Origin of the sequence: Streptomyces phaeofaciens (assembly GCF_014648915.1) — a bacterium.
Lineage (GTDB): Bacteria > Actinomycetota > Actinomycetes > Streptomycetales > Streptomycetaceae > Streptomyces > Streptomyces phaeofaciens.
The window spans coordinates 148,953-172,949 of record NZ_BMSA01000013.1 but is presented as its reverse complement, the minus strand read 5'-3'; the positions used below and the strand labels follow the sequence as shown (position 1 = coordinate 172,949).

Sequence of the window (23,997 nt, the reverse complement as noted above, 5' to 3'; positions counted from 1 at the left end):
TCAGACGCTCGTGCTCGCCGGGGACACGGCGTCCGTGCGGCGCCTGCGCACGGCCCAGAACACCGTGCTGCCCGCGACGACGGTCACGCCGACGCCGATCACACCGGCGAGGCCGCCGGACAGCCGGGCGTTCTGGACGTCCTTGACGCCGTAGTCGGCGAGCGGGGAGTCGGCGGCCGCGTGATCCTCGACCTTCGCGTCGATGCCCTTGTCGGCGGCGACCTTCTCCAGGCCGTCGGGGTCGGCCGAGGCGTAGAAGCTGACGAAGCCGGCGAGGACGAGGGAGGTGACCAGACCGGTGAGCCACAGCGTGCGCCGGGAGGTGCGCGCCGCCGCAGGCGCCGTGCGCGCCTTCTCGGCCGGGGGCGCGTCGACGAGTTCGCCGTTCACCCGCAGCTGGAGCCGCTGCCCGAGGCCGCGCGCGCCGTGGACGAGGTCCGGGCGGACGGCGATGACGGCGCCCACGGTCAGCGCGGTGATCACGGCCTCGCCGATGCCGATCAGCACGTGCACGCCGACCATCGCGGTGGCGACCTTGCCGATCGCGATGTCGGTGGTGCCGCCGATCCAGTAGATGAGGGTGAAGGCGAGGGCGGCGCCCGGGACGGACAGGAGCGCGGCGGTGAAGGAGGCCACGGTCACCGAACGGCGGGTGTGCGGCAGCACCTTCACCAGGCCGCGGAAGACGGTGTACGCGACGACCGTCGTCACACAGGCCATGACGGTGATGTTCACGCCGAGCGCGGTCAGTCCGCCGTCGGCGAAGAGGATGCCCTGCATCAGCAGGACCACGGACACGCACAGGACCCCGGTGAAGGGGCCCACGAGTATCGCGGCGAGCGCGCCGCCGAGCAGATGGCCGCTGGTTCCCGCCGCGACGGGGAAGTTCAGCATCTGCACGGCGAAGATGAACGCCGCGACCAGGCCGGCCAGCGGCGCCGTGCGTTCGTCGAGTTCGCGGCGCGCGCCGCGCAGGCTCACCGCGATGGCGCCGGCGGCGACGACTCCGGCGGCGGCGGAGGTCGGGGCGTTGATGAATCCGTCGGGTACGTGCACCCGTCGATGATAGTGGCTTAATGCGAATGGTTCGCAAGAGCGAGTGTCTGGTTTTATCGCCCGGGGTGCACCGCCGCGGATATCGCACACGTGAGATAGGGATCCTGCGCGAACGGGAGACCGGACGGCGCGGAGCGGCGCATTCCGGAATTTGTGCGACATTGGAGGGGGAGTAGACGCACAGCTTCCGCACGGGTCACGCAGGGTGAGAGGGCCGGTCGATGTCTGTAGTCGAACAGTATGCGCGCGCCCACATCGTCACGGACGCGGACATGGTCGAAGAGGAACGCGCGGCCGTCCCCGTCGTTCTGCGCTACGACCCCGACGACGATCCCCGCTCGGTGCACTTCGGTCTTCCCGACCGGCACGAGTGGACGTTCGCCCGCACCCTCCTCGAACAGGGCCTGCGCGCTCCGGCCGGCACCGGAGAGGTACGGGTGTGGCCGTGCGGCCGGGTCCAGGCCGTCGTCGAGTTCCACTCCGCGCGCGGCGTCTCCGTCGTGGAGTTCGACTCCAAGACGCTGATGCGCTTTCTGCGCCGGACGTACCTGGCCGGCGAGCCGGTCGTCCGCTGAGCCCGCCGGTGCGGGTCGGCCGGGTCAGCCGCCCGTCTTCAGCAGGGACGCCACGATCGGACCCGCCGTGTCGCCGCCGTGGCCGCCCGCCTGGACGACACCGGCCGCGGCGAGATCGCCCCGGTAGGCCGTGAACCAGCCGTTGGGCTTCTTCTGGTTGTCGACCTCCGCCGAGCCGGTCTTGGCGCCGTAGTCGGGGCCGAGACCGGACATCGCCTCGGCGGCCGTGCCGTACGCGGCGGTGTAGTTCATCAGCTCCCGCAGCTGCGACAGCGTGTCCGAGGACATGGTGCGCGAGGCGGTGGCCAGCGTGCGGCCGTCGACCGACGGGGCGACCAGGTACGGCTGGTGGAAGGTGCCCGACTTCACCGTCGCGGCGACCGACGCCATGTTCAGCGGATTCATCCGCACCCCGCCCTGCCCGATCAGCTCCGCCGCCTTCTGGGCCGCCGACTGCACCGGCACGGAGCCGTCGACGGTGGGCACCCCGACCGCCCAGTTGTTCATCGACAGGCCGAAGACCTGCTGGGCCTGCTTGGTCAGGCTGTCGTCGTCCAGCTCGCCCGCCTGGCTGATGAAGGCCGTGTTGCAGGAACGGGCGAAGCTCGCCTTGAACGTGCCGCCCTTGATCTCGAACTTGTCGTCGTTCTGGAACTTCCAGCCGCCGTACGTGAAGTACTTCGGACACGGATGCGTCTTGTCCACCGACGCCAGGCCCTTCTCGATGAGCAGCGACGACGTGATGACCTTCATCGTGGAACCCGGCGCCAGGGAGCCCTGGAGTGCCACGTCGAAGCCGTGGCTGCTGTTGGCCACCGCGAGGATCTCGCCCGTCGACGGACGCAGCACGACGACCGACGCGCGCGAGCTCGCCGCCACCTGCTTCTCGGCGGCGGCCTGGAGCGTCGGGCTGAGCGTCGTCTCGACCGTGCCCGGCGTGCCCTTGCTCAGCTCCACGAGCGTCTTGTCGGAGGCCTTCTTCGCCTTCGCCGCCTTGCCGCGCACCACGCGCAGTTCGACGCCCGCCGTACCGCCCGCCTTCTTGCCGTACTTCTCGCGCAGGCCGTCCAGCACGCTGCCCAGGGAGGGGTAGTCGGCGGCGGTGAGCTCCCCGCCGTCCCGGTCCAGCGCCTTGACGGGCGGGTCGCCCGCCTCGCCGGTCACCAGGGTGTCCCCGTCCGTGAGATCGGGGTGCACCACGGACGCGTGCCAGTCGACCAGCGGCTTGCCGTCCTTGGCCCGCCGGACGACGGTCAGCGCGCTGTCGTACGAGACCGGCTTGCTGACCTTCTTGTACGTCACCGTGCCCTTGACGGTGAACGGCACCTTGTCGCCCGTGCGGGCACCGGGGGTGAGGGTGACGTCCGTGATGCGGGCGTCCTCGGTGTAGCCGGTCAGCAGGGCGGTGGCGGCCGCCGTGTCGTCGGTGCCGGCCGCCGCCCGGGTCACCTTGCCCTGCTGCCAGGCCGAAAGGAACGTCCGCGCCGCGGTGGTGACCTCGGTCGCCGACAGCGGGCCGGTCTTGACGACGGGCTTCTCGGCCGCACGGTCCTCGGCGGCCGCTCCGCCGTACAGCGCGTAGACGCCGATCCCGGCGCCGCCGACGACGACCGCGATCATGCCGCCGACGACGGCCGGCCGCCGCTTGCTGCGCCGCTCGTCGACGCGCCTTCTCTTGCCCACGACCTGTGATCCTCCGGATCCCCAGGGGCAGGGCCCCCGCGCCCCGATGCCCTCGTTGTCCTCACGCACCCCAACGACGACAACCACCCTAGAGTCCCGTGCTGTGCGGGTGACACCATCTGTGACGTCAGCCACCCCCGGCGCGTCGCGTCGCTACCCTGCCCGCAGCACCTGCGCGACGATCGGGCCGGACGCGTCGACCCCGTGGCCGCCGTCCTGGACCATCGCCGCCGCGGCGATGTCGTCGCGGTAGCCGGTGAACCAGCTGTTGGACCTGGCCTGTCCGTCGACCTCGGCCGAGCCGGTCTTCGCGCCGATCCGGTCGCCCAGCCCGCGCATCACCTCGGCCGCGGTGCCGCTGGTCGCGGTGCGGTTCATCATGGCGCGCAGCTGGGCCACGGTGTCCGCCGACAGGCCGCGCGCGCGGGCCAGTTCACGGCCGTCGAGGCTCTTCGGCACGATCACCGGCTGGTGGAAGGCGCCGGTCATCGCGGTCGCCGTCACCGAGGCCATGTTCAGCGGGTTCATCTGCACCTGGCCCTGGCCGATCAGGTTGGCCGCGGTGTCCGGGCCGCCGGAGGCCGGGACGGAGCCGTCGAAGGACGGGATGCCGGTCTGCCAGTTCAGGCCGATCCCGAAGCGGTCCGTGGCCTCCTTCGTGAGGGTGTCGACCTTCACGGCGTCCGCGTACTTCACGAACGCCGTGTTGCAGGAGCGGGCGAAGCTCTCCGACAGGGTCGCGTTCTCGTTCGGCTTCATGCCGTCGATGTTGTGGAAGGTCTGGCTCTGCCACACGGCGTCCGGCGTGCAGGGCGCCGGCCCGTCGGCGGTGGTGATCCCGTTGTCGATGAAGGTGGCGGCGCTGAGGATCTTCAGGGTGGAGCCGGGGGCGACCTGGCCGAGGAAGGCCGCGTTCCAGCCGTCCTTGCGGTGGTTGGCGACCGCGAGCACCTCGCCGGTGCTCGGTTCGACGGCCACCACGGAGGACTCCGCGTACTGGGTCACCGCCTGTTCCGCGGCCGCCTGGACGCCCGCGCTGAGCGTGGTGGGCAGCTTGCCGGCCTTGCCCTTCGCGAGGGTCAGCAGCGGGGTGTCGGCGGCGTTCGGGTCGGCGTGGTGGATCGCCAGCTCGACGCCGGGCGTACCGCCCGCCTTCTCGCCGTACTTCTCGCGCAGCTGGTCCAGGATCGGCCCCAGGGAGGGGTACTTCTCCTTCGTCAGCACCTTGCCGTCGCGGTCCACCGCCTCGATCGGCGGTGCCGAGGACTCGCCCGTGACCAGGGTGTCGTCCATGTCCGTCAGCTCGGGGTGGACGACCGACGGCTGCCAGTCGACCAGGGCCTTGCCGGTGGTGACCCCGCGCACCACCGTCAACGAGCTCCGGTAGGAGAGCGGCTGGGACTTCCCGTCGTACGACACCGTCGCCTTGACGGTGAACGGCACGGTGGCCCCGGTGGCCGCGCCGGGTGTGATCTTCACGCCCGTGATGTGGGCCGCCTGGCCGTACGAGGTCAGCAGCGGACCGGCCTTCTCCGCGTTGTTGGTGAGCGCGGCCGCCGACGCCGCCTCCCCCTTCTGCCAGGCCGCCAGGAAATCGGCGCCGGTCTCCTTTACCTCCGCCGCGCTCGGCGGCCCGGTTCTCACCGGTGCGGGACCGCTCCCACCGGCCTCGCCGCCACCCCCGTTCAGCGCGTCCACGAGGTTGAAGGCGCCGTACCCGGCCCCGCCCACCATCACGGCGAACACCGAGCCGACTATCGCGGCTTTGGCCCCCTTGTGCATGTCTCTTGTCCTCCCCGTTCACCCCGTCGGCCTCCGTGAGCCCCTCCGCACGTTTCTGAACGTGTTCAGAACGGCTGGCCGCATTCCGAACTGTAGGCGGACCAAGGGGCTCCTGTGACGAGGGTTTCCGGAACTTGTGCCAGAAGTTGTGCCGGAAGTTGTCCGAACGGAGATGTGCGGGGGGCGGGGTCAGGACCGCTTCTTGTTCCTCTCGAACCAAGGGCAGTTGAGCACCGCGTCGCGCTTCACGCGGTACTGGGCCACCGGCTCCGACCCGGCCGGGCGGGTCTGCACCCCGGGGGCGTCCGCCAGCAGGCTGCTCAGCACGGCGTCGGACGGCGCGGGCACCAGGAACACGTACAGCCAGAACTCGTTGCCGGTGTCGCCGGCCTCTTCGCCGACGCCGAACGTGTCGATGTGCCAGGTCGTCCCCCCGTCGGTCTGGCGGGCGCGCTGGAGACTCCAGAAGCCGCCCACCCCGGGCGTGCCCGCGGGGTCCCGGTTGTTGGCCAGCCAGAGCCCCCAGCCCTCGGGGACGCGCCCGGTGCCGGACATCTCCAGGCAGGCGTCGACCGTCAGTTCCGCGTCCGCGCCCGGCACGTTGTCGCCGATCCTGGTGACGGTGATGCCCTGGGCGATCTCCCGCGCGGAGACGTTCTTGGCGTCGGCCCGGTCCTTGCGCCCGTCGGCCCGGGGGCCGGCGTCGGACCAGGCCAGGACCGACCCGGCCACGGTCACCAGGGCCAGGAGCCCCACCAGCAGGTTCCGTTGGAGCGTGGGGTGCGTGCCCGGGCGCAGCCATCGCCACGCGGCGAAGGTGACCGTGCCCCCGATGACCAGCGCGCAGGCGGACCCCAGCCACTCGGGGAGGTCGGTGTAGTGGTCGGCCACCAGGGCGACGACGGCCACGAGGAGCGTGGCGACGCCGGTCCAGGTGTCGATCTTCGGGCTTCTCGATGTGCTCACGGCCCGATGTCTACCGGCGCCCGGCGGCCGCACGCGGGGCGACGGCGACCCCGTGGCGCCGCCGTGACCGTACCGGCACCGATCGTTACGGACCGTTCTAAAGCGCGCGTTCCACCCGAACGGCGGCGAACGGACGTCCTAGGACCGCCCCGGCCGACCCACCTGTCCCGCTACACCCACCTGTCCCGCTACACCCACGTGTCCCGCTACACCCACGTGTCCAGCCACATCCGCGACCGCCAGTCGTCGATCGGGATCGCCGTCCCCGTGTACAGGGGCCAGAAGTAGATGAAGTTCCAGGCGATCAGCAGGACCAGGACGCCCGCGCCCGTGGCGCCGGCCACGCGGCGGGTGTCGCTCGAGCCCGGTGGGCCGACGAGGGCGCCGATCATCATCGCGACCGCAAGACACAGGAACGGAAGGAAGACGACGGCGTAGAAGAGGAAGATCGTGCGCTCCTGGTACATGAACCAGGGCAGGTAGCCGGCCGCGATGCCGCAGGCGATCGCGCCCGCGCGCCAGTCGCGGCGGAAGATCCAGCGCCACAGCACGTACAGGACCGCGAAGCAGGCCGCCCACCACAGCAGCGGGGTGCCGATCGCCAGCACCTCGCGCGCGCACTTCTCGCCCGCGTCCGTCGGGCAGCCGTCCGCGCCGGGCGCCGGGGACTCGTAGAAGTACGAGACCGGGCGGCCCAGGACCAGCCAGCTCCACGGGTTGGACTGATAGGTGTGCGGCGAGGTGAGGTGGGTGTGGAACTCGAACACCTCGTGCTCGTAGTGCCACAGGCTGCGCAGCCAGTCCGGGAAGAGCCAGGTCCAGTTGCCGCCCTTGCCGTCGGTGGCCGCCCAGTTGCGGTAGTAGCCGCCGGAGCCGTCGCTCGGGGAGAGGATCCAGCCCGTCCACGACACCAGATAGGTGACCAGCGCGACCGGGACGGTGGCCAGGAACGTCAGACCCGTGTCGTGCTTCAGCACCGCCAGGTACGGCCGGCGCGCACCGGCCACCTTGCGGGAGCCGACGTCCCACAGGACCGTCATCAGCAGGAACGCGGCCATGATGTACAGGCCGTTCCACTTGGTGCCGATGGCCAGGCCGAACATCACACCGGCCGCCCAGCGCCAGGGGCGCAGACCGAGGCGGGTGGTCTCCGCGATGTGCGCGTCCGGACGGCAGCGGCCGTCCACGTCCGGCGGGAGCGCAGCGGCGAGCCGTTCGCGCGCCCTGTCGCGGTCCACGACCAGACAGCCGAACGCCGCCAGCACGAAGAACATCAGCACCCCGTCGAGCAGCGCGGTGCGGCTCATCACGAAGTGCAACCCGTCCACGGCCATCAGGGCGCCGGCCAGGCAGCCCAGGAAGGTGGAGCGGAACAGCCGGCGGCCGATCCGGCAGAGCATCAGCACGCTGAGCGTGCCGAGCAGCGCCGTCATGAACCGCCAGCCGAACGGGTCGAAGCCGAACAACAGCTCGCCCAGCCCGATCACGTACTTGCCGACCGGCGGATGCACCACGTACGCCGCGTCCGTCGGGACGGTGACATGGCCGCCGGAGGAGAGGATGAGGTCGTTGGCGTTCTTGTCCCAGTTGACCTCGAACCCGCGGTGGACGAGCGCCCACGCGTCCTTGGCGTAGTACGTCTCGTCGAATATCACCTTCTCGGGGCTGCCCAGGTTCCAGAACCGGATCACCCCGGCCACCAGCGTGATCAGCAGCGGACCGCCCCACCCCGACCAGCGCAGGATCCGGTCGGTCCACACCGGCGGCAGGCCGAGCGACTGCCACAGCCGCGGGGCGGGCTGCGCGTACGGCGGCACCAGCCGCTCCCGGACGTCGCCGACCGGCCGCCCCGCCGTGTATCCGAAACGGCGCAGCCGCTGCTGCCACGACGACGGCCGCTGGTCGTGCGGTGCCGGGACGGGCCGGTGGTCAGTGGAGCCCGTGGAGTCCATGGAGGACGCGGTACTGGTCACCGCGCCATCGTAGGGAACAGGTCTGTGTGAGTCCCGTGCATGGGCCTGCGAGGATGGAAACGTGACAGTTGCTCCCGGAACCAAGTCCGCAGCCCCCGCCGGAGGCCGGCCCGGAATCCTCGTTCTCGCCGGTACGCCCATCGGTGAGATCGCCGACGCCCCGCCCCGGCTCGCCCAGGAGCTGGCCGGGGCCGATGTCGTGGCCGCCGAGGACACGCGCCGGCTGCGTCGGCTCACGCAGGCGCTGGGCGTGATGCCCAAGGGGCGGGTGGTGTCGTACTTCGAGGGGAACGAGTCCGCGCGGACGCCCGAGCTGGTCGAGGAGCTGCTCGGCGGCGCCCGGGTGCTGCTGGTGACGGACGCGGGGATGCCGTCGGTGTCCGACCCCGGGTACCGGCTGGTGGCCGCCGCCGTCGAGCAGGACATCCGGGTGACCGCCGTGCCGGGGCCGTCCGCCGTGCTCACCGCGCTCGCCCTGTCCGGGCTGCCCGTCGACCGTTTCTGCTTCGAGGGCTTCCTGCCGCGGAAGGCGGGCGAGCGGCTGTCCCGGCTGCGGGAGGTCGCCGAGGAGCGGCGCACCCTCGTCTACTTCGAGGCCCCGCACCGCCTCGACGACACGCTCGCCGCGATGGCCGAGGTCTTCGGGACGGACCGGCGCGCCGCCGTCTGCCGCGAACTGACCAAGACGTACGAGGAGGTCCGGCGCGGCCCGCTGGGCGAGCTGGCGGAGTGGGCGGCCGAGGGCGTGCGCGGCGAGATCACCGTCGTCGTCTGCGGTGCGCCCGAACGCGGCCCCGAGGAACTCGACGCGGCCGAACTCGTCCGCCGGGTCCGGGTGCGCGAGGAGGCGGGCGAGCGCCGCAAGGAGGCCATCGCGGCGGTCGCCGTGGAGGCCGGACTGCCCAAGCGGCAGGTGTTCGACGCGGTCGTGGCGGCGAAGGGCGCCGGGGTGCTGTGACGGGGTGCTGTGACGGGGTGCCCGTGAGGGGGCTCACACCCCGCGCACAACCCCTCTGAGCAGGGCGCATGCCGGATGAGCGTGCGCCCCATGTGCGGGCAAAGCGCGGGAGCGGAAGGCAAAGTTCAGCCCCTGCCCGCAGGGCCGTTATGGCAAGGAAAGTCCAAAACGGATCCAACACTCGACAGGCCTCGTGCATTCACGCCGGTGCGGGCGTCCACTGGGTCGTGGGACGCAACCGTCCCCCGTCCAGCGGACCAGAGGAGCTGGCATGAGCGAGATCACTGGGCAGACCGGCCCGCGCACCGCGGCGACCCCGGTCGTGCACGAGTCGTACTCCTTCGCCTGCATGCGCTGCGGGCACGGCTGGGAGCAGTCGTACGAGATAGAGCACCACACCGACGCCGAGGGCCACGCGTTCGTCCTCTACGTCGCGGACGGCCGTGTCGTGCCGTCCCCGCTGAGCCGCCCCGCGTGCCAGAACTGCGACGGGCACGTCGTGCGGATCATGCGGGCGGGGCAGGTCTCGTCGGTGCTCAGTGCGGCCCGCCGGGCCCGCCCGGAGCCCCCGGCCGGTCCCGCCGAGGCCCCCGGGTCGCCGGCCGGCGCCGAGGAACGGCCGACGGCGGCGCACCACCACTGGCATCTGTCCGACCTCCTGCACCCCTTCCACCGCAAGGCGGGCTGAGCGGACCGACGGACGGCCGGCCGCGGCGGGGCGTGCCCCTTTCGTAGGATCGGGGCATGTCTTCGAACGCCGACAAGAACACCGACAAGAACGCCGCACCGCCGCTCCCGGAACCCCTCCGGGTGCCCGTCGCCGACTCCCACACCCACCTCGACATGCAGTCCGGCACGGTGGCGGAGGGACTCGCGAAGGCCGCGTCGGTCGGCGTGGCGACGGTCGTGCAGGTCGGCTGCGACATCAAGGGCTCGCGGTGGGCCGCCGAGACGGCCGCCACGTACGACAACGTCCACGCGACCGTCGCCCTGCACCCGAACGAGGCGCCGCGCATCGTGCACGGTGACCCCGACGGGTGGTCCCGGCAGGGGGAGCGCGAGCCCGGCGGCGCGGGGGCGCTCGACGAGGCGCTCGCCGAGATCGACCGCCTGGCCGCGCTCGCGCACGTCAAGGGCGTCGGCGAGACCGGCCTCGACTACTTCCGCACCGGCCCCGAGGGCAAGGAGGCGCAGGAGCGTTCCTTCCGCGCCCACATCGAGATCGCCAAGCGGCACGGCAAGGCCCTGGTCATCCACGACCGCGACGCCCACGCCGACGTGCTGCGCGTGCTGAAGGAGGAGGGCGCTCCCGAGCGGACCGTCTTCCACTGCTACTCCGGCGACGCCGAGATGGCCGGGATCTGCGCCCGCGCCGGCTACTACATGTCCTTCGCCGGCAACGTCACCTTCAAGAACGCCCAGCATCTGCGCGACGCCCTCGCGGTCGCCCCGCAGGAGCTGGTCCTGGTGGAGACCGACGCGCCCTTCCTGACCCCGGCGCCCTACCGCGGCCGGCCCAACGCGCCGTACCTGATCCCGGTCACGGTGCGTGCGATGGCCGCCGTACGGGGCGTCGAGGAGGACACGCTCGCGAGCGCGCTGGCCGTCAACACGGCCCGGGCGTTCGGTTACTGACTCACCCGAACACAACTCTGGGTAGCCACGTCGCTTTGGAGAGTGACGATCGCTCCGCTAGGTTCTGGGGGCCCCGATCCGGACCCCCGGACTCCCAGGACCCCTGGAGCGTGTCGGCGTGAGCAACTCGCAGTATCTGCCGGATGCGCGGTACGCGCAGACCCCCGGGCCCGAGCCGTACGGCGCGGGCGGGGCGTACGTCGACCTGCACGAAGCCGAGACCCTCGCGTACGGCGTGTACGTGGCGCCGGGGGAGTACGACGACCACCGGGCCGGGTACGACGACCCCTACGGGCACGGGTACGACGCCGTGAACGGGCCGGTGTACGCGGACGCCGCGAACGGCCCGGTGTACGGCGACCCGACGACCCGGCCGGAGTACCCGGAGCACCCGGAGCACCCGGAGTACGAGGACACGTACCGGCCCGCCTACGAGGCCCCCGTGCCGCCGCCGCCCCCGCCGCCCCCGCCGTCCTCGCCGCACGTGACGCTCCGGCTCGGCGAGCCGCCGCTGCCGCGGCAGGCGGTGCCGGCGCCCGAGACGCCCACCCTGGTGGGACGGGCCGCGCGCCGGCGCAGGGCGCGCTACGCCGAGCGCCCGGAGTCGACCATGCGCCGGCTGCTGCCGCAGGCGCTCGTCGTCGCCTTCCTCGCCGGCGGCACCACGGCCTTCGTCGCCGAGGACAAGGCGGTCGAGCTGACCGTCGACGGCAAGCCGCGCACGCTGCACACCTTCGCCGACGACGTGACCGAACTCCTCGCGGAGGAAGGCGTGCGGGTCGGGGAGCACGACCTGGTCGCCCCCGCTCCCGACGCGGACCTGACCAGCGGCGACGAGATCGAGGTGCACTACGGGCGCCCCGTACGGCTCACCCTGGACGGCCGGCGCCGCGAGGTGTGGACGACGGCGCGCACGGTGGAGGGGGCGCTCAGACAGCTCGGGGTGCGCGCGGAGGGCGCGTACCTCTCCATCGCGCGCTCCCAGTACATCGGACGCCAGGGGCTCGCGCTGGACGTGCGCACCGAGCGCGCCCTCACCGTCATGGCCGATGGCCGGGCCCGCACCATCCGCACCAACGCGGCGACCGTACGGGAGGCCGTCGAGGAGGCCGGGATCACCCTGCACGGCCAGGACACCACCTCCGTCGCGCCCGGCAGCTTCCCGCGCGACGGGCAGACGATCACCGTGCTGCGGATCACCGGCGGCAAGGAGGTGCGGGACGAGCCGATCGCCTTCGACGTGCACCGCACGGCCGACCCCTCCCTGTTCAAGGGCACGGAGGTGGTGGAGCGGGCCGGGCGGCCGGGGCTGCGGCGGATCACCTACTCCCTGCGCACGGTCAACGGTGTCCGGCAGAAGCCGAAGCGGATCCGGACCGAGGTCGTCCGCGAGCCCCGGCCGCAGCTCGTCAAGGTCGGCACCAAGCCGCTGCCGGCCTCCGTGCGGGGCGCCGACGGCCTGGACTGGCAGAGCCTCGCCGCCTGCGAGTCCGGCGGCCGGCCCCGGGCGGTGGACCCGTCGGGCACGTACGGCGGCCTCTACCAGTTCGACACCCGCACCTGGCAGAGCCTCGGCGGCAGCGGGCGCCCCCAGGACGCCCCGGCGGCGGAGCAGACGTTCCGGGCCAAGAAGCTGTACGTGAGCAGGGGCGCGAGCCCCTGGCCGCACTGCGGGACCCGGCTGCACGGATAGCCGACCCGAGCGCGGCTCCACCGCCCCGTACCCTTGTCCCGTGACGAGCCCCACCCCCGACGCCCTCCTGGGCCCCGCCGACATCCGCGAACTCGCGGCAGCCCTCGGCGTACGGCCCACCAAGCAGCGCGGCCAGAATTTCGTGATCGACGCGAACACGGTCCGCCGTATCGTGCGCACCGCCGACGTGCGGCCCGACGACGTGGTCGTCGAGGTCGGACCGGGGCTCGGCTCCCTCACGCTCGCGCTGCTGGAGGTCGCCGACCGGGTCACGGCCGTCGAGATCGACGACGTCCTGGCCGGCGCCCTGCCCGCGACGATCGCCGCGCGCATGCCGGAGCGCGCGGAGCGTTTCGCGCTGGTGCACTCCGACGCCATGCACGTCACCGAGCTGCCCGGACCCCCGCCGACCGCGCTGGTCGCGAACCTGCCCTACAACGTGGCCGTGCCCGTGCTGCTGCACATGCTCGCCACCTTCCCGAGCATCCGGCGCACCCTCGTGATGGTCCAGTCGGAGGTCGCCGACCGCCTCGCCGCCGCCCCCGGCTCGAAGGTGTACGGCGTACCGTCCGTCAAGGCCAACTGGTACGCCGAGGTCAAGCGGGCCGGCGCCATCGGACGCAATGTCTTCTGGCCCGCGCCCAACGTGGACAGCGGGCTCGTCTCCCTGGTCCGCAGGACCGAGCCGATCAAGACCACGGCGTCGCGCCGGGAGGTCTTCGCCGTCGTGGACGCGGCGTTCGCGCAGCGCCGCAAGACGCTGCGCGCCGCGCTCGCCGGATGGGCCGGCTCGGCGGCCGCGGCCGAGGTGGCCCTGGTCGCCGCCGGGGTCTCCCCGCAGGCGCGCGGGGAGTCGCTCACCGTCGAGGAGTTCACGAGGATCGCCGAGCACAAGGCGACCGCCGACCACGAGGAGCCCGAGTGACCGTCACCGTCCGCGTACCGGCCAAGGTCAACGTCCAGCTCGCGGTGGGTGCCGCGCGCGCCGACGGCTTCCACGACCTGGCGAACGTCTTCCTGGCGGTCGGCCTGTACGACGAGGTCACGGTCACCCCGGCCGACGAGCTGCGCGTGACCTGCGAGGGACCGGACGCCGGCCAGGTGCCCCTCGACGCCACGAACCTCGCCGCGCGCGCCGCGATCGCGCTCGCCGAGCGGTACGGCCGCACCCCCGACGTGCATCTGCACATCGCCAAGGACATCCCCGTCGCCGGCGGTATGGCGGGCGGCAGCGCGGACGGCGCGGGCGCGCTGCTGGCCTGCGACACGCTGTGGGGCACGGGCGCCTCCCGCGACGAACTCCTCGACATCTGCGCCGAACTGGGCAGCGACGTCCCGTTCAGCCTGGTCGGCGAGGCCGCGCTCGGCACCGGGCGGGGCGAGCGGCTGACCGCCCTGGAGGTCGGCGGTACCTTCCACTGGGTGTTCGCGATGGCGGTGCGCGGACTGTCGACGCCGGCGGTGTTCCGGGAGTTCGACCGGCTCGGCGAGGGCCTCGACGTCCCCGAGCCGGTCGCCTCCCGGGAACTCCTCGACGCGCTGGCCAAGGGCGACCCGGACGCGCTCGCGGCCACCGTCTCCAACGACCTCCAGCCCGCAGCCCTGTCGCTCTTCCCCGAACTCGCCGACACCCTGGCGGCGGGGCGCGCGGCGGGCGCGCTCGCGACGCTCGTCTCGGGTTCGGGGCCGACCACGGCGTACCTCGCCCGTGACCCCGCCTCCGCGGAGAAGATCGCCGAGGCCCTGCGCACCTCGGGCACCTGCCGCAGCGTGCGGGTGGCATCGGGCCCGGTGCCGGGGGCGACGGTCGTCGACTCCCGCTGACGGGACGGCCGCGGCGGCGCGGACGGCGGAGACGGCGGTATGGAGGGGCGCCGCCGGCGGCGCGACGCGCGAGAGGCGCGCCGGGACCGGCCGGCAGGCGTCCCGCGCGGGTGAACGTCCGTACGCCGGACAGGTGTGAGGGCTCGTACGTCGGCGCGTGCGACCGGCCGTGTCCCGCTCCGCGCAACCGGCCGCGTCCCCGCGGCGCACGAGCGGCCGCCGGGAGCCGGCCCGGGAGGGCGTGCCCCGGACGCGTACGCGCTGTGTGTCACCGGCGCACACCACCATCACGCGCGGATCGTGCTTCCCGTACGCCTCACGCGTACGCCCGTTCCCCCCATGCCCCGCGCGTCCCGCCGCGGCCCGTTCCCCCACGCCCCGCGCGTCCGGCCGCCTCCCGGGGCCCGCCCCGGCCGGCCTCCGCCCGCACCGCGGTGGACGCCCCGGCCGGACGCCGGTCCGCCCGACTACCCTTGAGGGTCGATCGAACCCCCCGGGCAGGAGAGAAATGGCCGTCAATCTGGTCAATGTCGAGAACGTCAGCAAGGTGTACGGAACCCGTGCGCTGCTCGACGGCATCTCGCTCGGCGTGTCCGAAGGGGACCGGATCGGTGTCGTCGGCCGCAACGGCGACGGAAAGACCACGCTGATCCGCATGCTCGCCAAGCTGGAGGACGCCGACACCGGCCGGGTCACCCACTCCGGCGGGCTGCGCATGGGCGTGCTCACCCAGCACGACTCCCTCGACTCCACCGCGACCGTCCGGCACGAGGTCATCCGGGACCTCGCCGACCACGAGTGGGCCGGCAACGCCAAGATCAGGGACGTCCTCACCGGGCTGTTCGGCGGGCTCGACCTGCCCGGCTTCCCGCAGGGCCTCGACACCGTGATCGGCCCGCTCTCCGGCGGTGAGCGCCGCCGGATCGCGCTGGCCAAGCTCTTGATCGACGAGCAGGACCTGATCGTCCTCGACGAGCCCACCAACCACCTCGACGTCGAGGGCATCGCCTGGCTCGCCCGCCACCTCCAGACCCGCCGCTCGGCGCTCGTCTGCGTCACCCACGACCGCTGGTTCCTCGACCAGGTCTGCACCCGCATGTGGGACGTGCAGCGCGGTGACGTCCACGAGTACGAGGGCGGCTACTCCGACTACGTCTTCGCACGTGCCGAGCGGGAGCGGATCGCCGCGACCGAGGAGGTCAAGCGGCAGAACCTGGTCCGCAAGGAGCTGGCCTGGCTGCGCCGCGGCGCCCCCGCCCGGACGTCGAAGCCCCGCTTCCGCGTCGAGGCCGCCAACGAGCTGATCAAGGACGTGCCGCCGCCCCGGGACACCAGCGAGCTGATGAAGTTCGCCTCCTCACGGCTCGGCAGGACCGTCTTCGACCTCGAGGACGTCTCCGTGCAGGCCGGCCCCAAGACGCTGCTCAAGCACGTCACCTGGCATCTCGGCCCCGGCGACCGCATCGGCCTGGTCGGCGTCAACGGCGCCGGCAAGACCTCCCTGCTGCGCGCCATGGCCGAGGCCGCGCGCACCGAGGGCGAGACCCAGCCCGCCGCCGGGCGGGTCGTCGTCGGCAAGACGGTCAAGCTCGCCTACCTCTCCCAGGAGGTCGGCGAACTCGACCCGAACCTGCGGGTCCTGGAAGCCGTGCAGCGGGTGCGCGAGCGCGTCGACCTCGGCAAGGGGCGCGAGATGACCGCCGGGCAGCTGTGCGAGACGTTCGGCTTCAACAAGGAGAAGCAGTGGACGCCGGTCGGCGACCTCTCCGGCGGTGAGCGCCGCCGCCTCCAGCTGCTGCGGCTGCTCATGGACGAACCGAACGTCCTCTTCCTCGACGAGCCCACCAACGACCTCGACATCGAGACCCTCAACCAGCTGGAGGACGTCCTCGACGGCTGGCCCGGTTCGATGATCGTCATCTCCCACGACCGGTTCTTCGTCGAGCGCACCACGGACCGGGTGTTCGCCCTCCTCGGCGACAAGACCCTGCGGATGCTGCCGCGCGGCATCGACGAGTACCTGGAGCGCCGCGCGGGGATGGAGGAGGCCGCGGCCGCCTCGGCCCCGGCGGCCGTGCAGAAGCCGGCCCCCGAGAAGAGCGCCGCCGACCAGCGCGCCGCCAAGAAGGAACTCCAGAAGGTCGAGCGGCAGTTGGACAAGATCTCCGAGCGGGAGTCCAAGCTGCACACCCAGATCGCCGACAACGCCACCGACTTCGAGAAGGTCGCCAAACTCGACGCCGAACTGCGGGAGTTGGCGGGCGAGCGGGAGGAACTGGAACTGCGCTGGCTGGAACTCGCGGAGGACGCGTAACCGACGGGGAGGTGCGCGCGCCGTGCCCGGGGCGCGCACTGACGGCGCGTGCGCCGCGTGAAGGGTGCGTGAAGGCGCATAACGAGGGCATTACGGGCCGGTCCGCCCTTGGGAACAGGGGCGGATCCGGCCCCCTTCGCTGTCGGACATGGGTGATACAAAGGGCTGGCTAAAAATCAGTGACAAGGGGGAGCACGCTGATGGCTCAGCCGCCCAATCAGCCGCCGCAGGGCGGGTTCGGACCGCCGGAGAACCAGCCGCCGCAGCCTCCGGTCCCACCACCGGCCCAGCCCCCGCAGGCTCCCCAGCCCCCGCAGGCCGCGCCGCAGGGCGGCTTCGGCGCACCTTCCGCCCCGCAGCCCCAGCCCCCCTACGGCTACCCGCAACAGCCGCCGCAGCCCGGCCCGTACGGCCAGCCCGGACCCTACGCGCAGCCCGGTCCGTACGGGCAGCCGAGCGGTCCCTACGCCCAGCAGCCCGGTTACGGCTACCCGCAGCAGCCGCAGTACCCCGGCGCGCCCGGGGCCTTGCCGGCCGGCGGTTCGCGCAACCCCTTCAAGGGGCGCCCGGCGCTGGTCGTCGGCGCGGCCGTGGCGGCCCTGCTGGTGATCGGCGGGACGGTGTTCGCCGTGACCGCCGGCGGGGACGACAAGGGCGACGACAAGAAGCCGGTCGCCGGGCCCAGCGACGACGGGAAGGCGACCGGCAGCGGCGCCCCGGTCAACCCCGGTGACGGCAGCGGCGACGGCGGCGAGGAGCAGGAGGACTTCAACGCGGGCCGCAAGTCGGGCGAGGCGAAGGTGCTCTGGTACAAGGAGGCGCCGGACGCGCCCGCCTCCGGCGCCGACGCCCCCGGCATGTGGATCACGTCCAAGGCGTCGGTGAAGGCGGCGTACAAGGACCTCGTCGCGTACAACGTCGGTGACGGGCGGCCGGCCTGGGACCCCATCACGTTCCCGCAGAAGATCTGCGCGGTCACCCCGCAGAAGACGGCCGACGACAAGATCGTCGTCGCCTACATGAGCGGCACCAGCGACCGCGCCGACTGCAACCAGCTCCAGCAGATCGACCTGAACACCGGCGCCAAGGGCTGGTCCGGGGAGGTCGCCGACGGCGAGCTGTTCGACAGCACGAGCAGCATCGGGATGTCCCTCACCGGCAACACGCTGATGGTGGGCCGCTCGATGTCGGGGACGGCGTACGACGTCCGCACCGGCAAGAAGCTGTTCGACAAGAAGAAGTACGGCGACGCCTGCTTCCCGACCGCGTTCGCGGGCGGCACCAAGCTGATCGCGGTGTCCTCCTGCGCGGCGACCGACCCCGACGAGCACGACGAGGTCCAGGAGCTGGACCCGGCGACCGGCAAGGTCAAGTGGACCCAGAAGTTCGACAAGGGGTGGACGGTCGCGCGGACCTACTCCGTCGATCCGCTGGTCGTCTACAGCACCAACAGCGACAAGAACACCTGGAACATCTCCACGTTCAAGCCGGGCGGCGGCTTCCGCTCGCAGGTCGGCTTCGACGAGGACTTCGCGCCCGAGTGCGGCTGGGCCGTCCTCCAGCGCAACCTCCAGGGCTGCCTGGGCGCGGTCGCCGACGCGAACACCCTTTATCTGCCGACCGACGCCACCACCGGGGCCAACGAGATCGTCGCGATCGACCTCGCCACCGGCAAGGAGAAGTGGCGCGTGAAGTCCCCGTCGGACGCGTCGGCGCTGCCGGTGACCGTCGAGGGCGGCAAGCTCGTCGCCTATGTCGAGGCGTCCTACAGCGCGCCCGGACAGGTGGTGTCGATCCCGACGACCGGGTCCGCCCACCAGCCGGTGAAGCTGTTGCAGATGCCCGAGAGCACGACCGAGATCGAGAGCGGCTTCTCCTCGCGAGACCTCGCCTGGGTCGACGGGCGCTTCTATCTCTCCACCACGCGGCTGACGGGCCGGGACGACGAGAAGGAGAAGCTGATGCTCGCCTACGGCAAGTGAGGCGACCACCGACCGCCGCCTTCCCCCCGTCCCCGCCCGCCGAGCTTTTCCCCGAGGTACCGACACCATGACGCAGCCGCCGCCCAACCAGCCGCCCCAGGACCAGCCCCCGCAGCAGGGCGCCTTCGGCCCGCCCGAGCCGCAGGACGCGGTACCGCAGGAGGGCGCGGGGCAAGACGCGGCCACGCCGCAGGACGCCCCGCCGCCGGCTCCGCAGAACACCCCCGCCCCGCCGGCCGGTGCCCCCGGCTTCGGCGCGCCGCAGACCCCGGCCGCCCCTCCGTTCGCGCCGCCGGCCGCCCCTCCCGGGGGGCCGCAGCTCAGCAAGACCCCGGAGGGCGGGGGCCCGATGCCGCACCAGACCGGCCGGCCGCCGCAGGCCCCGCAGGCTCCGCCCACCCCGCCGCAGCCCGGTTACGGCTACCCGGGCCAGGCGCCCCCCACCCCGCCGCAGCCGGCGTACGGCTATCCGCAGGCGGGTGCCCCCCAGCCGCCCCAGCCTCCGACCACCCCCGGCTACGGCTACCCGGGTCAGGCGCCCGCGCCCTCGCCGTACGCCCAGTCCCCGCAGCCGCCGGCCCCCTACGGCCAGCCGGGCGCCCCGTACCCCCCGCAGCAGGGGTACGGCTACCCGGGCCAGCCTCCGACGGTCCCCGGCTACGGCTACCCGGGCCAGCCCACCGTGCCCCTGCACGCCCAGGGCGGCCCCGGCACCGGTGGCGGCGGGAAGAAGATCAACGCGCAGGCCGCGATCATCGTCTCGGCGGTCGTCGCGATCGCGCTGATCGTCGGCGGCGGTGTCTGGTACGCGAACTCCGGTGACGGCGGCAAGAAGGACGACACCGCGAGCACCGGCGGCACCGACGGCGGCGGCGACGACAAGGGCGACACCGGCGGCACCACGTCCACCGGCGGCAAGGAGAAGGCGCCGGCCGACACGTCCGCCAAGATCCTGTTCCAGCTGCCGATGCCCGTCGTCAAGAAGGACGACAGCGTCGGCGTCCGGGGCTCCTGGATGACCGACAAGGCGTACGTGAAGACAGGCGTCAACGAGGTCGTCGGCTACGACCTCGACAAGGGCACGAAGCTGTGGACGGTCAAGCTGCCCGGCCCGGTGTGCGAGGCCAGCCGGTTCGCGACGGACGACTACCGCACGGCGGTCGTCTTCCAGGCGAGCACGGCCGACACCGCGAGCTGCGACCAGGTCGCCGCGATCGACCTCGCGGCGGGCAAGCAGCTGTGGAAGAAGACGGTCGCGTCCGGCGACTACCCGGTCGACTTCGACAACGTGACCGTCAGCGCGAACACCGTCGCCCTGGGCGGCACGGACGGCGGCGCGGCCTTCGACATCGACTCGGGCAAGGCGCTGTGGGCGCCGAAGGCGACCGACACCTGCTACGACGCCGGCTACGGCGGCGGTCCCAAGCTCGTGGCGGTGCGCAAGTGCGGTGGCTTCGACGACCCGCAGCTGAACATCCAGACCATCGACCCGGCCTCCGGCAAGGTGATCTCCGAGTACAAGATGACCAAGGGCATCGAGTACGCGTCGGTCGTCTCCACCGAACCGCTGGTCGTGGCGGCCGACGTCGGCGACAGCGCCGGTGACGGCAGCGGCATCTCCGACTTCTTCTCCATCGACAACAAGACGGGCAAGCTGCGCACCCGTATCTCCGTGCCGGGCGACGACTTCGCGGCCGACTGCGAGGGCATCACGAAGATCGAGCAGTGCTCGGGCCTGGCCGTCGGCAACGGCCGGATCTACGTCCCGACCGAGGAGCACGAGGGCACCGCCGAGTACAGCCGCACGAACGAGATCGTCGCGTTCGACCTGGCCACCGGCAAGCAGACCGGCCAGCGCGCCGACGCGGGCGACGAGTACACGATCTACCCGCTGCGGATGGACGGCAGCAGCCTGATCGCCTACAAGCGTCCGCCGTACGACAAGGGCGGCCAGATCGTCAGCATCGACGGCGGCTCCTTCAAGGAGACCAAGCTGCTGGAGAACCCCTCCACGGAGGCGTCCGTGGACGCGGAGACCAGCATGCTCCCGGAGTACTCCGAGATCCTCTACTCCCAGGGGCACATGTACATGTCCCAGGTGTACGCCAGCGAGTCCTCCTCGGACGACCCGGAGTACCTGGCGCTGGCGTTCGGCACGAGCGGTTGATCATCTAGTCGTACTGTTCCGTCGGTCGCGGCCCCGTCCCTGCTCAGGGACGGGGCCGTGCACGTACCGCTCATCACCCTCGAATGCGAGGAATTTCGGCGATCCGGGGCACTTCTCACCGGTAGGGGGAGCGCAACGTCGAACAAGCGTGTAGCTTCCGGGGGCATGAAGGACGGGGTGCCGGGGGGCACCCTTTGTCTGTGTGCCAGGCCTGTTGTGTTTCGTGGGGGGACTGGGGGGTTGCTCGATGGGAGTGCGGCTGATGGTGGTCGACGACCACCGCCTGCTGGCCGAGGCGTTGGCCTCGGCTCTCAAGCTGCGAGGACACCGGGTGCTCGCCGCGGCGGCCCCGGCCGCGGGCGCGGCGGAACTCGTGATCAGCCGGGCGCCCGAGGTGTGCCTGCTGGGCACGGCGGCCCCGGCCGAGCCGGGCATCTTCGACCCGGTGGTCCGCATCAAGCGGGAGCGCCCGCAGGTGGCCGTCCTGGTGCTGGGTCCGGTTCCGAGCCCCCGGGGCATCGCCGCCGCCTTCGCGGCGGGGGCCTCCGGCTATGTGCGCCATGACGAGCGCATCGAGGGCGTGGAACGGGCGATCATGAAGGCGAGGTCCGGCGAGGCGGCCGTGGCCCCGCAGTTGTTGCAGGGGGCCTTCAGCGAGCTGCTGAACCCCGCGGCCCAGCCGGACGACGAGGGCCAGCGTCTGCTCCAGATGCTCACCCCCCGCGAGGTCGAGGTCCTGGTCCGTGTCGCGGACGGCGAGGACACCCGGCTGATCGCCGCCGGCATGGGCATCGCCCCGTCCACGGCCCGCACCCACGTCCAGCGCGTCCTCATGAAACTCGGCGTAGGCTCCCGCCTGGAGGCGGCGGCCCTGGCGGCCCGCACGGGCCTGCTGGACAGGGCGGGCCCCGTCGTCCGCGAGTGAGGGGGAGGGGCAGTGAAGATCATCCTGACCGTACCGCTGTTGCTGCTGGCCGCGCTCTTCGCCGCGTCCGGCGTCGCGGCGATCACCCGGTCCTGGGTGCTCCCCCGGAACCGGCGCCATGTCCGCAATTTCCGTGTGTACGGCGGGGGCCAGCTGATGGTGGCCTTCGCGCTCGCCTGCCAGGCCGTCTTCGGTCTGCTGATCGACGACATCGACCTCCGCCAGGTGGGCACCCTGACCGGGAGCGTGCTGCTGGTGGCCGGCCTCTTCGTGATGATGGCGGGCCAGTTGAGGGGCCGTCAGCGCGAGGGCCGCATCCCGGGGGCGTAGCCCTACGCCGCCGCCGGGCCCGCCGGGAGCGAGCCGGTGCGTATGCCTTCCAGGAGGTGGGCGAGGGCGGCCGGGGTGGCGGTGAGGGCCGTGGCCGGGGTGTCGCTCTCACGGAGGTGGAGGGTGGTGGGGGTGGCGGAGAGTTCGACGCAGGCGTTGCCTTCGGCGCCACCGGAGAACGTCGACTTCTGCCAGTGCAGGGCCTCGGCCATGGGGACGCCTCACAGTTCCTTTGACAGGCGGTGGATGAAGTCTCGGGACGCGTCGGGATCCAGCGTCGCCTTCTCCACCTTACGGAAGAGCGTTCGAAGCGTATTCAGCTGAGGTTCTGCGTCGATGAACGCCGTACCGGTCGCTCCCTCTCGGAGCCCCGTGTCGAGTTGGGGTACGGGACCACCCATGTACATCATCGAGGCGCCAGCACCGCCGAAGTTGTCCTGGTCGGTCGGGATGACGCGCACCGTGACGTGTTGCTGCTCGGTCTGCTCCAGGATTTGCAGGAGTTGAGCACGCGATACCTGGCGGTTGGCGACACGGATACGCAGGGCGAACTCGTGGACGATCGCGTCGTACCGGGTGGGCTCGTTGTCCTCAATGACGCTGCGCCGTCGCATGCGATGTTCCACTCGGGGCGTCAGCTCGCTCTCGGGTAGTTCCGGGCGCATGTACCCGAAGACGGCTCGGGCGTAGTCCGGGGTCTGGAGGAGACCGGGGACGTAAGTGATGACAACCTCACGCAGGAACATCGCATGGTGCTCTGCCTCAGCCAGGTCCAGGTTCACCGGTGGCAGGATTCCGCGGTATTCCTCCCACCAACCCCGTGTGCGGTCGGTCGCCATGGCCACCAGGGCCTCGATCAACTCCTCGTCCGTGCAAGCACAATGAGCTGCCAGCCGACGCAGGCGCTCCTCGCTGATCCCCGAACTGCCCGCCTCGATCTGGCTCATGTGTGCCGAGCTGGTGGCGAGCAGCCCTGCCACCTCCTTGGCGGGCTTGCCGACGGCCTCCCGTAGTTTGCGCAGCTCGGAGCCCAGACGTACCTGCCGTGCCGTGGGCTGATTCCGCATGGTCATCCGAGTAACTGCCTCTCTGGGACTCCTCGTTCGAGGGACAGATTACGGGAGGCTGTTGCAGAGGTATGAATTTCTACCCTACCGTCGGTGACGCGACCTTCACGCAGCGGAAGCGCATCGCGCCCGAAATCACCGACCCTCAGCCGGAGCTGACCCATGCCTGAAACGGACTGGGAGTACACCCTGTACATCCCCACCGACCCCCGTGCCGTCACCGTCTGCCGCCGCACCCTGCGCCTGATCCTCACCCTGCACGGGCTGGCCCATCTCGCCGACACCGCCGAGCTGCTCGCCTCCGAGCTGGTCTCGAACGCCGTCCTGCACACCAAGGGCCCCGCCGCCCTCCGGATCCGCCACCGCGACGGCGTCCTCCAGATCGGCGCCTGGGACGCCGACCCCCAGCCCCCCGAGCCTCCCGGAAAGCTGGAGCGGCTCACCGACGCCGAGAACGGCCGCGGCTTCGCGATCGTGCGGGCCTGCTCGGACACCTGGGGCTGGCAACCCCTCTCCCGGCAAGGGCATCGCGGCAAGCTCGTGTGGTGCGAACTGGGGGCTGCCTAGGTCCCCCGAGTGGCACGTCAGCGGTTGCGGCGGGTGCGTCGGCGTGGTGGGGTGCAAAAGGTGCAATCGTAACATACAGTGCTCAATCGTAACGTTGCGTTACGCCATCAAACCCCCCACACTCAATGAAAAGGGATGTAATGCGCAAGATTCGCACGGCCACCCTTGTGGCTGCCATGATCGGGACCCTCAGCCTGGCCGGCGCCGGGGTTGCCTCCGCCGCCGACTACGACGGGGGCAAGGACGACGGCGGCAGGAACTGTGTTCAGGGCGCCGACCAGAGCGAAAACAACCCGAGCGTCACGGTGGGCCTCATCAACCTCGGCGACCTCCTCAGCACCAGCTCGGAGCAGAACTCGATCCAGCAGACCTGCATCAACGGTGACGGCAGCGGCGCCTGGACCGGCTCCAGCCAGGACTCGTACCCCATTGGCGGGGCCCTCGGCGGCGGCATCCTGAACGGTCTTCTCGGCGGCGTCTGAGCCTCTGAAGCCCGGCGG

21 protein-coding genes are annotated in these 23,997 nt (G+C 71.9%); 14 read left to right on the top strand and 7 right to left on the bottom strand.

Features of this window, described 5'->3' with window-relative positions; translation table 11 throughout:
* Window positions 1–1,056: an energy-coupling factor ABC transporter permease gene (locus IE275_RS22515; RefSeq protein WP_189713157.1), complete on the bottom strand. Its 1,056-nt coding sequence runs from the start codon at window positions 1,054–1,056 to the stop codon at window positions 1–3.
* 221 nt (window positions 1,057–1,277) lie between these two features.
* On the opposite strand from IE275_RS22515, the gene IE275_RS22510 reads away from it, so the two are divergent.
* The gene (locus IE275_RS22510; RefSeq protein WP_189713156.1) at window positions 1,278–1,631 is read left to right on the top strand and encodes an SsgA family sporulation/cell division regulator; all 354 of its coding nucleotides are present in this window, start codon (window positions 1,278–1,280) and stop codon (window positions 1,629–1,631) included.
* 24 nt (window positions 1,632–1,655) lie between these two features.
* On the opposite strand, the gene IE275_RS22505 is transcribed toward IE275_RS22510, so the two are convergent.
* From IE275_RS22505 to IE275_RS22490, 4 genes are all read right to left on the bottom strand, one after another.
* A complete protein-coding gene (locus tag IE275_RS22505) occupies window positions 1,656–3,314 on the bottom strand; it encodes a penicillin-binding transpeptidase domain-containing protein (protein WP_189713155.1) in 1,659 nt (552 codons plus the stop codon).
* A 153-nt stretch (window positions 3,315–3,467) separates the two neighbouring features.
* Window positions 3,468–5,096 carry a penicillin-binding transpeptidase domain-containing protein gene (locus tag IE275_RS22500; protein WP_189713154.1) on the bottom strand — a complete coding sequence of 543 codons (1,629 nt, stop codon included), beginning with the start codon at window positions 5,094–5,096 and terminating at the stop codon, window positions 3,468–3,470.
* 189 nt (window positions 5,097–5,285) lie between these two features.
* A complete protein-coding gene (locus IE275_RS22495; protein ID WP_189713153.1) occupies window positions 5,286–6,062 on the bottom strand; it encodes a hypothetical protein in 777 nt (258 codons plus the stop codon).
* 206 nt (window positions 6,063–6,268) lie between these two features.
* Window positions 6,269–8,035 carry a dolichyl-phosphate-mannose--protein mannosyltransferase gene (locus IE275_RS22490; RefSeq protein ID WP_189713152.1) on the bottom strand — a complete coding sequence of 589 codons (1,767 nt, stop codon included), beginning with the start codon at window positions 8,033–8,035 and terminating at the stop codon, window positions 6,269–6,271.
* Between the two features lie 61 nt (window positions 8,036–8,096).
* Between IE275_RS22490 and rsmI the strand changes: the two genes are divergently transcribed.
* From rsmI to IE275_RS22435, 11 genes are all read left to right on the top strand, one after another.
* Entirely contained in the window at window positions 8,097–8,993 is an 897-nt protein-coding gene (gene rsmI / locus IE275_RS22485; RefSeq protein WP_189713151.1) for a 16S rRNA (cytidine(1402)-2'-O)-methyltransferase, read from the top strand.
* 271 nt (window positions 8,994–9,264) lie between these two features.
* The gene (locus IE275_RS22480; protein ID WP_189713150.1) at window positions 9,265–9,681 is read left to right on the top strand and encodes a hypothetical protein; all 417 of its coding nucleotides are present in this window, start codon (window positions 9,265–9,267) and stop codon (window positions 9,679–9,681) included.
* Between the two features lie 56 nt (window positions 9,682–9,737).
* Window positions 9,738–10,628, top strand: a complete 891-nt coding sequence (locus IE275_RS22475) for a TatD family hydrolase (RefSeq protein ID WP_189713149.1) — start codon at window positions 9,738–9,740, stop codon at window positions 10,626–10,628.
* Between the two features lie 118 nt (window positions 10,629–10,746).
* Window positions 10,747–12,321 carry a resuscitation-promoting factor gene (locus IE275_RS22470; protein WP_308435679.1) on the top strand — a complete coding sequence of 525 codons (1,575 nt, stop codon included), beginning with the start codon at window positions 10,747–10,749 and terminating at the stop codon, window positions 12,319–12,321.
* 40 nt (window positions 12,322–12,361) lie between these two features.
* Window positions 12,362–13,246, top strand: coding sequence for a 16S rRNA (adenine(1518)-N(6)/adenine(1519)-N(6))-dimethyltransferase RsmA (gene rsmA, locus IE275_RS22465; RefSeq protein ID WP_189713148.1), 885 nt, complete (start codon window positions 12,362–12,364; stop codon window positions 13,244–13,246).
* Window positions 13,243–14,145, top strand: a complete 903-nt coding sequence (locus IE275_RS22460; RefSeq protein WP_189713147.1) for a 4-(cytidine 5'-diphospho)-2-C-methyl-D-erythritol kinase — start codon at window positions 13,243–13,245, stop codon at window positions 14,143–14,145. Before rsmA ends, IE275_RS22460 begins: the two co-directional genes overlap by 4 nt.
* A gap of 508 nt (window positions 14,146–14,653) precedes the next feature.
* On the top strand, window positions 14,654–16,459 hold the full coding sequence (locus tag IE275_RS22455) for an ABC-F family ATP-binding cassette domain-containing protein (protein WP_189713146.1): 1,806 nt from the start codon (window positions 14,654–14,656) through the stop codon (window positions 16,457–16,459).
* Between the two features lie 200 nt (window positions 16,460–16,659).
* Window positions 16,660–18,441 (top strand): outer membrane protein assembly factor BamB family protein, encoded by a 1,782-nt coding sequence (locus IE275_RS22450; protein ID WP_189713145.1) that lies wholly within the window; start codon window positions 16,660–16,662, stop codon window positions 18,439–18,441.
* Between the two features lie 67 nt (window positions 18,442–18,508).
* Window positions 18,509–20,608: an outer membrane protein assembly factor BamB family protein gene (locus IE275_RS22445; protein WP_189713144.1), complete on the top strand. Its 2,100-nt coding sequence runs from the start codon at window positions 18,509–18,511 to the stop codon at window positions 20,606–20,608.
* Between the two features lie 247 nt (window positions 20,609–20,855).
* Window positions 20,856–21,533 carry a helix-turn-helix transcriptional regulator gene (locus tag IE275_RS22440; protein ID WP_189713143.1) on the top strand — a complete coding sequence of 226 codons (678 nt, stop codon included), beginning with the start codon at window positions 20,856–20,858 and terminating at the stop codon, window positions 21,531–21,533.
* 12 nt (window positions 21,534–21,545) lie between these two features.
* On the top strand, window positions 21,546–21,863 hold the full coding sequence (locus tag IE275_RS22435) for a hypothetical protein (RefSeq protein WP_189713142.1): 318 nt from the start codon (window positions 21,546–21,548) through the stop codon (window positions 21,861–21,863).
* A 2-nt stretch (window positions 21,864–21,865) separates the two neighbouring features.
* Here IE275_RS22435 and IE275_RS22430 read toward each other — a convergent pair whose 3' ends face one another.
* Both IE275_RS22430 and IE275_RS22425 read right to left on the bottom strand, forming a co-directional pair.
* The gene (locus IE275_RS22430) at window positions 21,866–22,075 is read right to left on the bottom strand and encodes a DUF397 domain-containing protein (protein ID WP_189713141.1); all 210 of its coding nucleotides are present in this window, start codon (window positions 22,073–22,075) and stop codon (window positions 21,866–21,868) included.
* 9 nt (window positions 22,076–22,084) lie between these two features.
* Window positions 22,085–22,936 (bottom strand): helix-turn-helix domain-containing protein, encoded by an 852-nt coding sequence (locus IE275_RS22425; protein WP_189713140.1) that lies wholly within the window; start codon window positions 22,934–22,936, stop codon window positions 22,085–22,087.
* 156 nt (window positions 22,937–23,092) lie between these two features.
* Between IE275_RS22425 and IE275_RS22420 the strand changes: the two genes are divergently transcribed.
* Both IE275_RS22420 and IE275_RS22415 read left to right on the top strand, forming a co-directional pair.
* Window positions 23,093–23,497, top strand: coding sequence for an ATP-binding protein (locus IE275_RS22420; RefSeq protein WP_189713139.1), 405 nt, complete (start codon window positions 23,093–23,095; stop codon window positions 23,495–23,497).
* Window positions 23,498–23,673: 176 nt separating this feature from the next.
* A complete protein-coding gene (locus IE275_RS22415) occupies window positions 23,674–23,979 on the top strand; it encodes a hypothetical protein (RefSeq protein WP_189713138.1) in 306 nt (101 codons plus the stop codon).
* Window positions 23,980–23,997 lie beyond the last annotated feature (18 nt).